Source organism: Novosphingobium sp., from assembly GCF_965228995.1.
Taxonomy (GTDB): domain Bacteria; phylum Pseudomonadota; class Alphaproteobacteria; order Sphingomonadales; family Sphingomonadaceae; genus Novosphingobium.
Genome location: NZ_OZ245852.1, coordinates 3091320 through 3105432, shown reverse-complemented (window position 1 = coordinate 3105432; position 14113 = coordinate 3091320). Strand labels below are relative to the sequence as shown.

General features: G+C 65.8%; 12 protein-coding genes. 5 read left to right on the top strand and 7 right to left on the bottom strand.

The features are described 5' to 3' along the window. Positions 1–10 precede the first annotated feature (10 nt). Positions 11–1810, top strand: coding sequence for an acyl-CoA dehydrogenase C-terminal domain-containing protein (locus ACO056_RS14120; RefSeq protein ID WP_421847796.1), 1800 nt, complete (start codon positions 11–13; stop codon positions 1808–1810). 177 nt (positions 1811–1987) lie between these two features. Here the strand turns inward: ACO056_RS14120 and ACO056_RS14115 are convergent, their stop codons facing one another. From ACO056_RS14115 to tyrS, 6 genes are all read right to left on the bottom strand, one after another. Next, positions 1988–2689 (bottom strand): dienelactone hydrolase family protein, encoded by a 702-nt coding sequence (locus tag ACO056_RS14115; RefSeq protein WP_421847794.1) that lies wholly within the window; start codon positions 2687–2689, stop codon positions 1988–1990. A gap of 5 nt (positions 2690–2694) precedes the next feature. Next, complete coding sequence (cysK, locus tag ACO056_RS14110) at positions 2695–3612, bottom strand: cysteine synthase A (RefSeq protein ID WP_421847792.1); 918 nt, start codon at positions 3610–3612, stop codon at positions 2695–2697. Further along, positions 3609–4943, bottom strand: coding sequence for an MFS transporter (locus tag ACO056_RS14105; RefSeq protein WP_421847790.1), 1335 nt, complete (start codon positions 4941–4943; stop codon positions 3609–3611). The genes cysK and ACO056_RS14105 overlap by 4 nt, the downstream gene beginning before the upstream one ends. 36 nt (positions 4944–4979) lie before the next feature. Next, entirely contained in the window at positions 4980–7145 is a 2166-nt protein-coding gene (locus tag ACO056_RS14100; RefSeq protein WP_421847788.1) for a TonB-dependent receptor, read from the bottom strand. Positions 7146–7524: 379 nt separating this feature from the next. Next, complete coding sequence (locus ACO056_RS14095) at positions 7525–7863, bottom strand: PilZ domain-containing protein (protein WP_421847786.1); 339 nt, start codon at positions 7861–7863, stop codon at positions 7525–7527. 125 nt (positions 7864–7988) lie between these two features. Further along, positions 7989–9218 (bottom strand): tyrosine--tRNA ligase, encoded by a 1230-nt coding sequence (gene tyrS, locus ACO056_RS14090; RefSeq protein WP_421847784.1) that lies wholly within the window; start codon positions 9216–9218, stop codon positions 7989–7991. Between the two features lie 128 nt (positions 9219–9346). On the opposite strand from tyrS, the gene ACO056_RS14085 reads away from it, so the two are divergent. The 3 genes from ACO056_RS14085 (at position 9347) to ACO056_RS14075 (ending at position 12871) form a co-directional block, all read left to right on the top strand. Next, positions 9347–10246: a GIY-YIG nuclease family protein gene (locus tag ACO056_RS14085; RefSeq protein ID WP_421847782.1), complete on the top strand. Its 900-nt coding sequence runs from the start codon at positions 9347–9349 to the stop codon at positions 10244–10246. Then, a complete protein-coding gene (locus ACO056_RS14080) occupies positions 10243–11442 on the top strand; it encodes an exo-beta-N-acetylmuramidase NamZ family protein (protein WP_421847780.1) in 1200 nt (399 codons plus the stop codon). The genes ACO056_RS14085 and ACO056_RS14080 overlap by 4 nt, the downstream gene beginning before the upstream one ends. 106 nt (positions 11443–11548) lie before the next feature. Next, positions 11549–12871, top strand: a complete 1323-nt coding sequence (locus ACO056_RS14075) for an aminopeptidase P N-terminal domain-containing protein (protein WP_421847778.1) — start codon at positions 11549–11551, stop codon at positions 12869–12871. Here the strand turns inward: ACO056_RS14075 and ACO056_RS14070 are convergent. Continuing rightward, entirely contained in the window at positions 12868–13575 is a 708-nt protein-coding gene (locus ACO056_RS14070; RefSeq protein WP_421847776.1) for a 2OG-Fe(II) oxygenase, read from the bottom strand. The two genes, ACO056_RS14075 and ACO056_RS14070, sit on opposite strands and share 4 nt — an antisense overlap. A 68-nt stretch (positions 13576–13643) precedes the next feature. On the opposite strand from ACO056_RS14070, the gene ACO056_RS14065 reads away from it, so the two are divergent. Beyond that, positions 13644–13925: a DUF427 domain-containing protein gene (locus ACO056_RS14065; RefSeq protein WP_421847774.1), complete on the top strand. Its 282-nt coding sequence runs from the start codon at positions 13644–13646 to the stop codon at positions 13923–13925. The last annotated feature ends 188 nt before the right edge of the window (positions 13926–14113 follow it).

The window sequence follows — 14113 nt, the reverse complement described above, 5'->3', positions numbered from 1 at the left end:
GACCAGACTCATGCCCGTTTTCCAGGCGCCGACCCGCGACACCCGTTTCGTCGTCAACGAAGTGCTTGGCCTGGAAAGCTACGGGCATCTGCCCGGCTTCGAGGCAGCGACGCGCGATCTGACCGACAGCGTGATCGAGGAAGCGGGCCGCTTCGTGAACGAGGTGGTGGCTCCGCTCAATCTCTCGGGCGATCAGGAGGGCTGCACCCGCCATCCCGATGGCAGCGTGACGACGCCCAAAGGCTTCAAGGAAGCCTACGCCCGCTACATCGAGGCGGGCTGGGGCACGCTCGCCGCGCCGGAAGTCTATGGCGGGCAGGGTCTGCCGCACGTGATCGGCTTCGTGATGGAAGAGTACCTCGCGAGCGCCAACCAGGCCTTCGCGATGTATCCCGGCCTTGCCAATGGCGCGATCTCGGCGATCTCGTCGAAGGGCTCGCCCGAGCAGCAGGCGATGTACCTGCCCAAGATGGTCAGCGGCGAATGGCTTGGCACGATGAACCTGACCGAGCCGCACTGCGGCACCGATCTCGGCCTCATCCGCACGCGCGCCGAGCCGCAGGCCGATGGCTCCTACGCCATCACCGGCACCAAGATCTTCATTTCGGCGGGCGACCATGACCTGTGCGAGAACATCATCCACCTCGTGCTGGCAAAGACTCCGGGCGCGCCCGAATCGAGCAAGGGCATCTCGCTGTTCATCGTGCCGAAGTTCCTTTTGAACGCAGATGGTTCGCCGGGGGATCGCAATGGCGTTTCGGTTGGCTCCATCGAGCACAAGATGGGCATTCACGGCAACGCCACATGCGTGATGAACTATGATGGCGCCAAGGGCTGGCTGATCGGCGAGGAGAACAAGGGCCTCGCCGCGATGTTCATCATGATGAACGCTGCCCGGCTCGGCGTCGGCATCCAGGGCCTCGCGCAGGCGGAAGCTTCGTACCAGAACGCGGTGCTCTACGCGCAGGAGCGGCGGCAAGGCCGCGCGCTGACAGGGCCGGCCGAGCCGCAGCAGAAGGCCGATCCGCTGCTTGTCCATCCCGATGTGCGGCGCATGCTGATGGACGCCAAGACCTTCATCGGCGGTATGCGCACGCTGTGCCTGTGGGGCGCGCTGCAGGTCGATCTCTCGCACAAGGCCGCGACCGAGGAAGAGCGGCAGGCGGCGGATGATCTCATCAGCCTGCTCACGCCCGTGATCAAGGGCTACGGCACCGACATGGGCTACAAGACCGCGACGGACATGCAGCAGATCTGGGGCGGGCACGGCTACATCGCTGAAAACGGCATGGACCAGTTCGTCCGCGATGCGCGTATCGCGATGATCTACGAAGGCGCCAACGGCGTGCAGGCGATGGACCTCGTCGGGCGCAAGCTGGCGCTGAACGGCGGCCGGGCCATCCAGCGCCTGTTTGCGGTGATCGATGCCGAATGCGCCGAGGAAAGCGCGGACGAGACGGTCAAGCTGGTCGCCGAGCGGCTCGCCAAGACGGCAGGGCACCTCAAGGCCGCGACCATGTGGTTCATGCAGCACGCCATGGCTGATCGCAACGCGGTGGGTGCCGGCGCCTATGCCTATATGACGCTGACCGGGGTCGTCTCGCTCGGCCTCATGTGGCTGCGTATGGCCAAGGTGGCGGCCGCTGCGCTGGGTCAGGACGGGGCGGACAAGCCGTTCTACGAAGCCAAGCTGCTATGCGCCAAGCACTGGGCGCTGCGCTTTGCTCCGCAGGCTGGCTCACTGCGCTATGAGGTGGAAGCGGGGGCCGAAACCGTCATGGGGCTGACGGCGGAGCAGTTCGCGGCCTAATTCCCTCGAAATACCTCTCCTCAACCCCGTCCATGCTGAGCTTGTCGAAGCACTGTTCTTGTCCTTCTGGCGCAGTGCTTGCTGCAAGCAGAACGGTCCTTCGACAGGCTCAGGACGGACGGTTTTTTGGGGGTACGTTGGGCCGGGCCGCACCGCATTGGCGGCGAGACGGCGGGTTCAGAAGACCTCGCCAAACAGGCCCATCAGCGAAGCCCAGCTCTGCCGGTCGGCGCTGGCATCATAGCCAATGGCGGGAACCCCGCGCCCGTCGCTTCCGGGATCGGTGAATCCGTGCTTGACGCCGCTGTAGGCGTGGAAGTGCCAATTGGCTCCGGCGACGTCCATTTCCTCCCAGAAGGCCGTGACTTGTGAACGCGGCACGAGTGGATCGGCATCGCCGTGGCAGACGAGGATGCGCGCCTTGACCGCGCCGGGCGCGGCGGGGCGATCCGTATCGAGAATGCCGTGGAAGCTTGCCGCCAGCACCAGATCAGCGCCTTCTCGCGCAAGCTCGAGTGCGGCCTGCCCGCCCATGCAATAGCCGATGGCGGCGGTCTTGAGTCCTTGCGCTTCCGGCCGTCCGGTCAATGCCGAGAGCCCGGCGAAGAGGCGCGCGCGGTAACCATCGACCGAGGCACGCAGCGCACCCGCCAGCTCGAACGAATGCTCGAAATCGCGCACTGGCTGACCGTAAAAATCGGCCACCATGGCGATGAACCCCGCGTCCGCCAGCATCGCCGCGCGCCGTTCCATCGGCGGGTTCGGGTTCATGATCGTCGGCAGCACGAGGACTGTGCCGCGCGGGGTGCCGACGGGGCGGGCTAGCCACCCCGTCAGCTGCGTATCGCCATCACGGTAGGCAATGCTCTCAAGCCCCATCGTGCTTACTCCGGCAAGAAGTCCGGCACCGAGAGATAGCGCTCGCCGGTATCGTAGTTGAAGCCAAGCACGCGGCTGCCGGCGGGAAGCTCGGGCAGCTTCTGGGCAATCGCTGCGAGCGTCGCGCCCGAACTGATGCCGACGAGCATGCCTTCCTCGCGCGCGGCGCGGCGGGCCCATTCCTTGGCATCGGCCGGATCGACCTGGATTGCGCCGTCGATCGACCGGGTGTGGAGGTTGCCGGGGATGAACCCGGCGCCGATGCCCTGGATCGGGTGCGGTGCGGGCTGGCCGCCCGAAATGACCGGCGAAAGCGTGGGTTCGACCGCCCAGGCCTTCATCGCAGGCCAATGGCCCTTGAGCATCTCGGCGCAGCCCGTGAGGTGTCCGCCGGTGCCGACGCCCGTGATCAGCGCATCGATCGGCGTATCGGCGAAGTCCGCAAGGATTTCCTCGGCGGTGGTCCGCACGTGGACGGCGACGTTGGCCGGATTGTCGAACTGCGCGGGCATCCATGCGCCCGGGGTCTGCTCGACGATCTCGATGGCGCGGGCAATCGCGCCTTTGACGCCCTTGTCGCGCGGGGTGAGGTCGAAAGTTGCGCCATAGGCCAGCATCAGCCGGCGGCGCTCGATCGACATCGAATCGGGCATGACGAGGATCACCTTGTAGCCCTTGACCGCCGCGACCATGGCAAGGCCGATACCGGTATTGCCCGAGGTTGGCTCGACAATCGTGCCGCCGGGCGTGAGGCTGCCGTCAGCCTCTGCCGCTTCGATCATGGCCAGCGCGATACGGTCCTTGATCGAGCCGCCGGGATTGGTGCGTTCGCTCTTCACCCATACCTCGTGGTCGGGAAACAGGCGGGAGAGGCGAATGTGCGGGGTATTGCCGATGGTGGCGAGAATATTGGCCGCTTTCATGTCGCTTCCTTCTGGTGAAGTGTCTTGTCTGCAAACGTGCGCACGAGTCGGAGTTCGGGGAACCAGACCGCCCACGCCACGGTAATGATTATCGCACCCACGCCCCCGAACACAACCGCACCCGTCGCGCCGAGGAGGGCCGCGGCCACGCCGGACTGCATTTCGCCCAGTTCGTTGGATGCGGAGATGGCTAGGCCCGAGATCGCCGAGACGCGGCCGCGCACCGCATCGGGCGTGTGGAGCTGGACCAGCGTGTTGCGGATGAACACCGAAACCATGTCAGCCGCGCCTAGCGAAGCAAGCATCAGGAGCGACAGCAGGTAATCGCGGCTGAGGCCGAAGCCGATGGTCGCTCCGCCATAGATGGCAACCGCGATCAGCATCTTCGCGCCGACCCCGCTTTCGATGGGCTTGCGCGCCAGCAGCACCGCCACAATTACCGCGCCCGCTCCCGGTGCCGCGCGCATGATGCCAAGCCCGTTGGCGCCGACATGATGGCCGCCGATCATCAGGATATCGCGCGCATAGACCGGCAGCAGCGCCGTCGCCCCGCCCAGTAGCACGGCGAAGAGATCGAGCGTGACGCAGCCGAACAGGAAGCGGTCGTGCCACACGAAGCTCAGCCCGCCGACGATCTGCGACAGCGGGTGCGCGCGCTTGTTCTCAGCCGGCGGCGGCAGCGGGCGGATGCGCAAGACGAGCAGCGTGGCGATGCCCAGAAGCAGGCCGGAAATGGCATAGGGCAGGGCGGGAACCTGCGCAAAGAGCAGGCCGGCAATCGCGGGGCCGCCCACCGAACCGGCCTGCCACGCCATCGAATTGATCGCGATCGCGCGGGGCATCAACCGGACCGGTACGATATTGGGCGCGATCGAGGCCATGGCCGGGCCGATGAACACGCGCGCCGTCCCGTGCAGAGCGCCAAGCGCGAAGAGCAGCGGAAGGTTGAGATGCCCGGCCATCGTCGCGGCGGCAAGGACTAGCGCAACCAGCATGTCGACCCCGTTGGCAAGGCCGGCCACCAGTCTGCGGTCAAACCGATCCGCGACGAGGCCCGCAACTGGCGTGAGCAGCAGCACGGGAAGGAACTGCGCAAGGCCCAGCACGCCCAACTGGAATGCGGCCATGCCGATGCTCATGCCATACTGGCTGCGCGCGACGTCGTAGAGCTGGTAGCCCAGCACCACGACCATCCCGGTCGTCGCGAAGACCGACAGGAACCGGGCGAGCCAGAAACGGCGGTAGTCCGGGATATCCAGCGGGGAGCGGGGTTCGTCTGCAGGCAGGTTCACATCGCCCGAATGGCAGCGCGGCGCGCCCTTGCCAAGCAAGCAAATCTAACCAGCGGTTTAAATCTTTGCCGCCGTTCAGATTCTCAGCGTCGCCGTCAGCCGGATGTCGCGCCCGGCAATCGGCACGAAATCGCGCGTTTCCGAGGTGGCGAGGCGTCCGACTTTGTCGAGCAGGTTATCGCCCGAAAGAATGAGCGTGAGCGGGCCGCTCTTGCCCATCGGCCGCCAGGTGAGGTTGGCGTTGAGCAAGGTATAGCCATCCACCTTGGTCTCGTAAGTGGTCACGCGGTCCTGCCGGGCATGGACGATGGCCTCCACGTTTGCGCCGATCCGGTCAGATTCGTAGGTGACGCCGCCGCGCACGCGCAAAGGCGGAATGCGCGGGGCCGGGCCCTGACCGGTAAGCTCCGCATGGACATAGTCCACCGCAGTTTCGACCGAGAGCGCGCGCCCATCATCCCACGCCAGCGCCTTCCACGAACCTTCGGCTTCAAAGCCGCGGAAACGGGCCGGAAGCTGCACGTATTGGTAGACCGGCGCCCCCTGGATCTGCTGACCGGTGGGCACTGGCGCGATGAAATTGCTGAAATCGGTCGCATAGGCAGTGAACGCCCCGGCGATGCGGTCGCTGTGATAGCGCAGGCCCGCTTCGACCGTGTTGCTGCGCTCGATCTTGAACGTCGGGTTGCCGCGCTCGTAGGACTGCGTGGCATCATGCAGGCCGTCGATATAGAGTTCTTCCGCCGTCGGCGCGCGCTCGCCGTGTGTGGCGGAGAGGCTCACCGTCAAGCTTTCCAGCGGATGCCAGGCAAGGCCGGCACCGGCGGCAAAGAGATTGAAGCTCCGGCCGGTATCGCCCGCGCCAAGGCCCTTTGGCTTCACCGAGACATGTTCGCCGCGCACGCTGCCTTCGAGGTCTACCTTGCCCAGCGAAAGCTGCTGGCGGGTGAAGCCGGCCACGCGTTCGGTGACCGAGTTCGGCAGCAGCGGATCGCCAACGATGCGGAAATTGCGCGTGCCGTATTGCAGGCCGCTTTCGCCGCGCCAGCCGCCGTGGCGGGCCTGGGTGAGGACGAACCGCGATTCGATTGCGGAATTGTAGAAGCGCGTCCCCGCGATCCCGCTCGCGATCTCGGCGTGGGTGTAGTCACCGTAAGCGACGCGCGCCTCGAGCCGGTCGAAAAACCCGCCGAGATTGGCGCTGGCGCGCAAGTCATAGCGGGTCTGGCGCAGCGAAAGCGAGACGAGTTCGGGCGCTTCGGACGAAGGGCGCGGCGGAATGCCGTAGTCGCTGGTGAGCCGCTGGACGGACAGGCCGATCGAGCCGCCGCTGTCGATGAAGGCAAGACCGGCGCCGAAAGTGGAGCCGCGCGCCCATGAGTTGGCGAGCCGTCCGCGCGCATCGATTCCGCGCGTGAGGTTTGCCGCGCCCTCGCTATCGCCCGCGGCAGAAAGGTCGGCGGCCTCGGCCTGCAACTGGGTGCGCAAGGGTTCGGACACGACCGCGCCGCCGATCCGCACATCGCCTGCATGGTTGTACGAAGCGTCGAAATGCGCGGCGAGCCGGGGGGCAAGCGCCACATCGACCGCGCCGCCCAGATTGACCGAGTCCGCCGCTGAGCCATAGGCGGCCAGGGCATTGACGGCGATAGGCCTCGCCGGAACGCGGCGCGGGATGCGGCGGTCAAGCGCATTGACCGCGCCGCCTGCCGGATCGGCGGCGTAGAGCAGCACTTCCGGCCCGTGCAGCACGTCGATCTGCTCGACATTCAGGGTATCGATCGCAACGCCGTGGTCAGCTGAAACCGAGCTCGCATCGAGCGCGCCGAGGCCGTCGGTCAGTACTTGCACGCGCGGGCCGTCGAAGCCGCGCAGCACCGGGCGCGAGGCACCGGGAGCAAAGCCGCTCGTCGAAACGCCGGGAAGGTGCGCAAGGACATCGCCGATCTGCGCGGCGGCGCGGCGGGCAAGGTCCTCGCCGCCGATTACCACCGGCGCGACAATCGCATCGCGATCGCCCGAGATCAGGCGGCCCGTCACCACGATAGGCGCATGGCCGGCATCGTCGGTCTGCGTGGTGTTGATCTGGCCCGCCTGCGCCGCGCCGGGCGCTGCAGGGGTGGGGGCGGGGGCTGAGGGTGCGGCTGCGGCCGGGTCCGCCGGGTCAGCAAGCACAGGGTGCGAGGAGAAGAGAAGCATGGCGCCGATCGCGCAACCGGCGGCAAGCGAAGATTTGTGCATTGTGGACACCCGAAGCGTTGTTTCGAGCGCCGCTTTATCGTGATGATATAATATATCAAGTATCAATCGGCGAGGCGTGCAAGGAAGAGCCTGCACGCTGCCTCATGCGCTTAGAGCACTTCCCGACCAATCTGGTTCACCGTGACGGAGCCGATTTTGGCCCAGCGCGAGGATCGAGGAGGGAGCTATGCTTGCCCATAGTGACCGACGAGAGACGCTGCGATGGGCCAAAAGCGGCCCGCCCCTTCGGGGTTGCGTCAGGAAGCCCCTCGGCCAGCGTCGCGCCGCTGGCACGGGCTACCAGCCCGCACTGCGCGGCGCTCCTTGCCGAGAAGCTTCCTGACGCAATCATGGTGAACCAGATTGGTCGGAAAGTGCTCTAGCGCGAGCGCTGGAGCCTCGGGTTGGGTTGCAGCGATTTGATCATCATCAGGAAATCGTCGTTCCTGAGAATGCGCTCGAACTGGAATCCGGCGCGGGAAGCGTCGCTCCAGACGAGGAAGGCTTCGATTCGGCCGATGTGGTGGAGGCGAATGGTGATCCGCTCACCGCGCTGGAGAGCGAGTTCGCCCCGCACCATGAAGCCGGTGGTGGAGATGTTGATGACATGCAGCATCACATCTCCCAGCCGGCGATGTTCGCCGATCAGGGGCAGGTCTACCGGATGGCGGGTCGAAAGCCGCTGGTCGGTGACAGAAAGCTGTGCGCCGCTGGCCATGATAACTCCTCGTGATGGTCAAGCACGAGCGGTTCTGGCCCGAATAGGCTGATATTTCGTAAAGGTCCGGCACCGATTTGCCGTCTGGCAGTAAGCACTTGCCGGTTAACGGCAAGAGCTTGCCGCTACGCCGGACGGAGCACGCCGTGCTTCTTTTTGCCCGAAGAAACACGGACTTCGGCGCCTTCCAGCGCGATGACATGCGCCTCGTCGCTGATCGACTGGCCCTCCACCCGAGCGCCGCCGCCTGCGATCAGGCGCTTGGCCTCGCCGCGGCTCGCCGCAAAGCCGAGCCCGATGAGCGCATCGACCAGCGCGATGCTGCCATCCGGGCAAGCGAGCGAGGGCAGGTCCTGCCCGACACCGCCGCCAGCGAAGGTCGCCGCCGCCGTTGCTTCGGCTGCGGCCGCAGGCTCCGCCCCGCGCACCAGCCTGGTGACTTCGTTTGCGAGCACGACCTTGGCCGCATTGATCTCGCTGCCGCCGAGCGATTCGAGGCGGGCGATTTCGTCCAGCGGGAGATCGGTGAACAGGCGCAGGAAGCGGCCGACGTCGCGGTCATCGACATTGCGCCAGTATTGCCAGAAGTCCCAGGCGGGCAGTGCATCTTCGTTGAGCCAGACCGCGCCGGCGGCGGTCTTGCCCATCTTGGCGCCGTCCGCCGTCGTCAGCAGCGGGGTGGTGAGGCCGAAGACTTCGGTGCTCTCCATGCGGCGGGTAAGCTCGATCCCGTTGACGATATTGCCCCATTGGTCCGAACCGCCCATCTGCAACCGGCACCCGGCGGTGAGCGCGAGTTCGCGGAAATCGTAGGCCTGCAGGATCATGTAGTTGAATTCGAGGAAGGTCAGCGGCTGCTCGCGCTCGAGCCGCAGCTTGACCGAATCGAACGTCATCATCCGGTTGATCGTGAAATGCGGGCCGACGTCACGCAGCAGATCGACATAACCCAGCGCGCTGAGCCAGGTATCGTTGTCGACCATTACCGCGTCGGTCGGGCCATCCCCGAAGGTGAGCAGCTTTTCGAACACCGTGCGGATCGAGGCGATGTTGGCGGCGATGTCGGCGCTCGTCAGCATCCTGCGGCTCTCGTCCTTGCCGGACGGATCGCCCACCTTGGTCGTCCCGCCGCCCATCAGCACGATCGGTTTGTGCCCGGCCTGCTGAAGGCGGCGCAGCATCATGATCTGAACCAGGCTTCCGACGTGGAGCGATGGCGCGGTCGCGTCGAAGCCGATATAGCCCGGCACGATCTGCTTGGCGGCAAGCGCATCGAGCCCGGCGGCATCGGTGATCTGGTGAATATAGCCGCGCTCGCTGAGCAGGCGGAGGAGGGATGAGGTGTACTGCGTCATGACGCGGCGCGCCTAGCACGGCGCTAGGCAAACCGCAAAAAATGCGGAACGTCTCCTGGCTCCTGATTGCCCCAAACCCCGTCTGTCCTGAGCTTGTCGAAGGATGGTCCTTCTTTTAGCAAGGGAGCATGAGCTTCTGGGCCTACATGCTGCACTGCCATGGCGGCTACTTCTATGTCGGCCAGACCGATGATCTCGAACGACGGATCGCGCAGCATCAGATCGGTGCGATTGCCGGGTTTACGGCTGACCACTTGCCGGTGGAACTGGTCTGGACGCAGGAATTCCCGACGCGCGATGAAGCCAAGGCGGCTGAGCATCAGATCAAGGGATGGTCGCGCGCAAAGAAGCTCGCGCTGATCCGGAGGGACTGGGCGCGGATTGCGGACCTCGCAAAGAACAAGAGCAGTGCTTCGACAAGCTCAGCATGGGCGGGGGAGGGGGAGAGGACATCCCTAAAACCCGTCCGTCCTGAGCTTGTCGAAGGATCGTCCTTTCTCTTGCAGGCCCATCCGATTGCGCCACCGCTTGCGGTTAGCGCGATAACGGCCCGAATTCTCAGGCTCGATAGCAACTGGCTCACAATGAGGTGGAAGGTTGAAAGCGCAGCGCAGGTTGTCCTGCCTCCGTTTGCGGGCCGGGCGCGGATGGATGGGCTGTGGCAGACTACGTGCTTCGAGCTCTTCATCCGGGCGCCGGGGGACGAGGGTTATGCCGAGTTCAACCTTTCGCCTTCGGAGCAATGGGCCGCCTATGATTTCACCGGCTACCGCGCCGGGATGACCGAGCGGGCGGTGGAGCGCGCGCCGGTGTGTACGCCGCGGCGGGGGCAGTCGGTGCTGATCTTCGATGCCGCCATTCCGGCGAGCGCGCTGCCGCCGCTGCCGTGGGAGTATGGGCTGACCGCGGTGATCGAGGAGGCGGGCGGCGTGAAGTCCTACTGGGCGATGGCGCATCCGCCTCAGAAGCCGGACTTCCACGATCCGGCTTGCTTCGCCGGGCGGCTTGCGGCAGCGGAGAAGGCATGAAATTCGGTATCGATCGCCTGCTCGCCGATCCGGCGCTGCGTGCGCCGCTTGAGGGCCGCCGTGTCGCGCTGGTCGCCCATCCCGCCTCGGTGACGGAGGGGCTGGTGCATTCGCTTGATGCCTTGGCCGCTTGCCCGGGGATCATGCTGGCGGCGGCGTTCGGGCCGCAGCACGGCCTGCGCGGCGACAAGCAGGACAACATGGTCGAAACCGAGGACTTCATCGACCCGTTGCTCGGGATCCCGGTGTTCAGCCTCTACGGCGAAGTGCGGCGGCCGACCGCGCGAATGATGGACAGCTCCGATGTGTTCCTGTTCGATCTGCAGGACCTGGGCTGCCGGATCTACACGTTCGTGACGACGCTGCTCTACCTGCTCGAGGCGGCAAGCGGGACGGGCAAGGCCGTCTGGGTGCTCGACCGCCCCAATCCGGCGGGCCGTCCGGTGGAAGGGACGACGCTGCTGGCGGGCTGGGAAAGCTTCGTCGGCGCGGGTCCGATGCCGATGCGGCACGGGCTGACGCTCGGCGAAATGGGCCGCTGGTTTGTCGATCATTTCAAGCTCGATGTCGATTACCGCGTGGTGGCGATGGAGGGCTGGGCGCCGGAAGGGCCCGGTTTCGGCTGGCCGCAGGACCGCATCTGGATCAATCCTTCTCCGAATGCCGCGAGCCTCAACATGGCGCGGGCCTATGCGGGCACGGTGATGATCGAGGGCGCGACACTTTCGGAAGGACGCGGGACGACTCGTCCGCTGGAAGTGCTGTTTGGCGCGCCGGATGTGGATGCCAAGGCGGTGCTGGCGGAGATGCAGACCTTCGCACCGGAGTGGCTGGCCGGCTGCGCGCTGCGCGAGTGCTGGTTTGAGCCGACGTTCCACAAGCATGCGGGCAAGCTCTGCAACGCGCTGATGATCCATGCCGAGGGCGCGTTCTACGATCACCACGCGTTCCGGCCGTGGCGGCTGCAGGCGCTGGCGTTCAAGGCGGTGCGGCGGCTCTATCCGGACTATCCGCTGTGGCGCGATTTTCCCTACGAGTATGTCACCGACAAGCTGGCGATCGATGTGATCAATGGCGGGCCGGGCTTGCGCGAATGGGTTGACGATCCTGCCAGCACGCCGGGCGACCTGGATGCGCTGGCCGGGCCGGACGAGGCGGCTTGGATGGATACGCGGGCGCCGTTCCTGCTCTACTGAGACCTGCTAGGTAGTGACCCTAGGTTGCACGTGCTGAAATCGCGTTGCACGCAAACATGATCCCGGTATCCATGAACAATCTTGAACCTTGGTGGAGCAGCAGTGCATGTTGAGCAGACGCAGCCTATTGGCCTCCGTTGCGGCGACCGCGCTGCTGCCGCGCGGGCTGGCCGCGCAAGTCCTGCCGCCGGAAGGCTTCGGCACGCCTGCGGGCACGTTCCCCTTCGCCCCCGAGGTGTTCCGCGAGCGGCGGCGCAAGCTGATGGACGCGATCGGGGGCGGGATTGCGGTGGTCTATGGCGCGGAGCGGCCCGCGTTCGATGGGCCGCTATCCCCGCCGTTCACGCAGGACGGCGATTTTGCCTGGCTTACCGGGATCGTCGATGAACCGGGGGCGATCCTCATTCTCGCCCCGGCCGAGCGCACGGTCCGCGAATATCTGCTGCTGCCCCCGCGCGAGCCCGAATCAGAGCGCTGGGAAGTCGAACGCCTGCCGCTGGGGGCGTATATCCAGCGGCGCACCGGGTTCGCCAAAGTGTACCGCACCAGCGCGCTTGGCTCCATTGTCACGAGTTTGGCCGAACGCAGCAAGACGCTGCATTTTCTCGGGCCCATCGCCAGCACCACGGCCCCGGTGCCCAAGGCGCTTGAGCTTTATGGCCAGATCGCGGCGCGCGTTCCCGGGACATCGATCGACGACAGCAGCCAGATCCTCCCGGCGATGCGCTGCGTGAAGGAGCCGCGCGAGATCGAGCAGATGCGCAAGGCCGCCGTCGCCACCGCGCGCGGGCATATAGCGGCGATGAAGCAGGTGCGGCCCGGCTGGACCGAAGGGCAATTGCAGGACGTGGTGGAAGCTGCCTTCCGCGAGGGCGGCGGCACCGGGCTGGCCTATGGCAGCATCGTTGGCACGGGGCGCAATGCCGCTTCGCTGCACTATTCCGGGCGCACCGGGGTGATCGCGCCGGGCGATCTGATCCTGATCGACGCGGCCGCTTCAGTCGGCGGCTATGCCTGCGACGTGACGCGCACCTTCCCGGCCAGCGGCAAGTTTACGCCCAAGCAGCGCGACGACTACGCGCTGGTGCTGGCGGCGCACGAAGCGGCACTCGCCAAACTCAAGGCCGGGGCCTATTACGAGGATCTTTCCGAAGCGGCGAAAGACGTGTTCCGCAAGGCCGGGCGGATCGACGATTTTACCCACGGGCTGAGCCATTTCGTCGGGCTGGACGTGCACGATGCCGGCGATCTTTCGAAGCCGCTCCCGACCGGCGCGGTGATCACGATCGAGCCGGGGCTCTATGTGCAGGCAGCCAATTATGGCATCCGCATCGAGGATATCTATCTGGTGACGTCAGCGGGCGCCGAGCGGCTGAGCGCGGGGGTTCCGCGCACGATAGCCGAGATCGAGGCGGCGATGGCGCGCTAGCTTGCATCGTGGAAAATGATCCCCAGCGTCTGGCGCTCGCCGGACAATACGGTGCTCACACCGTGGCGCATCGCCGATTTTGACCAACCGGCGGACGCAAGCCGGGGTTTGTCGCGGACCGGAACAAGCGCGATCTGGCCCTGCGTGATCGGCACGACTTCGACGCGGCTCTGCATGCGCGAGCGGTTTTCCACCACGGTCAGCGCGCCGCCGGTGAAGCTCGCGTCCGTGCTCAGCATGACGACGGCCTGCAGGGGGAAGTGGATCGGCCCGTAGAGATCCTGATGCAGGCAATTGTAGTCTCCGCTGCGGTAGCGCAGCAGGAGCGGGGTGGGGCGCGGCTGGCCGAAGGCGTGACAGCGCGCGAGGAGGGCCTCGTGGGTGGTCGGCCAGATATCCGGCTGGCCGAGGCGCTCGGACCACTGGTTCGCGATCCGGGCGAGCGGGGGATAAAGCGCGGTGCGCAAGCGCGCGACCACATCGGGCAGAGGATAGGCGAAGTAGCGGTATTCCCCCTTGCCGAAGCCGTGGCGGGCCATGGTGACCGTGGAGCGGAAGAGGCTTTCGTCATGGTAGCTGGCGGCGAGCGCGGCGCAAGTTTCGCCGTCCAGCACCTCAGGGGTGAGCGCGTAGCCGAGATCGTCGAGGCTTTGGGCGAGGGCGCTCCAATCGAGCGCGGCGATGGTTTCTGTAAGGTGGTCCATGGGGCGGGTGGTAGCGGCGCGCGCGCTGGGGCACACTCCGCTTGTTGCGATGCAATTGGAGTCGAACGATGGTTGAGGCACGGTGGAACGGCGCGGTGATTGCGCGCAGCGATGATACGGTGGTGGTTGAGGGCAACCACTATTTCCCGCTGGAGGCGGTCGATGCGGCAGTGCTGAAGCCGAGTGCGACGACCAGCATGTGCCCGTGGAAAGGCACAGCGCAGTATTATTCGCTGGTGGTGGACGGCGCGGAGAACCGCGATGCGGCGTGGTATTATGCCGAGCCGAAGGAAAAGGCCGCTGCGATCAAGGGGCGGGTGGCGTTTTGGAAGGGTGTGACGGTGGGGTGAGGTCTGTTCGCTTCGACTTCGGGCCAAAGCATGTCCAGAGGATCCAAGCCGACGCGACGAGGTCGAGCGTATTCAATATCAGGGATGCGCACGAATTTGCGGACGCGCTGACGGGGGCATAGACGGGATAGGGCCATAAAAATAAGATCAAGCTGATCACCAGCAGTCCAACATAAAAGACCCTTTCG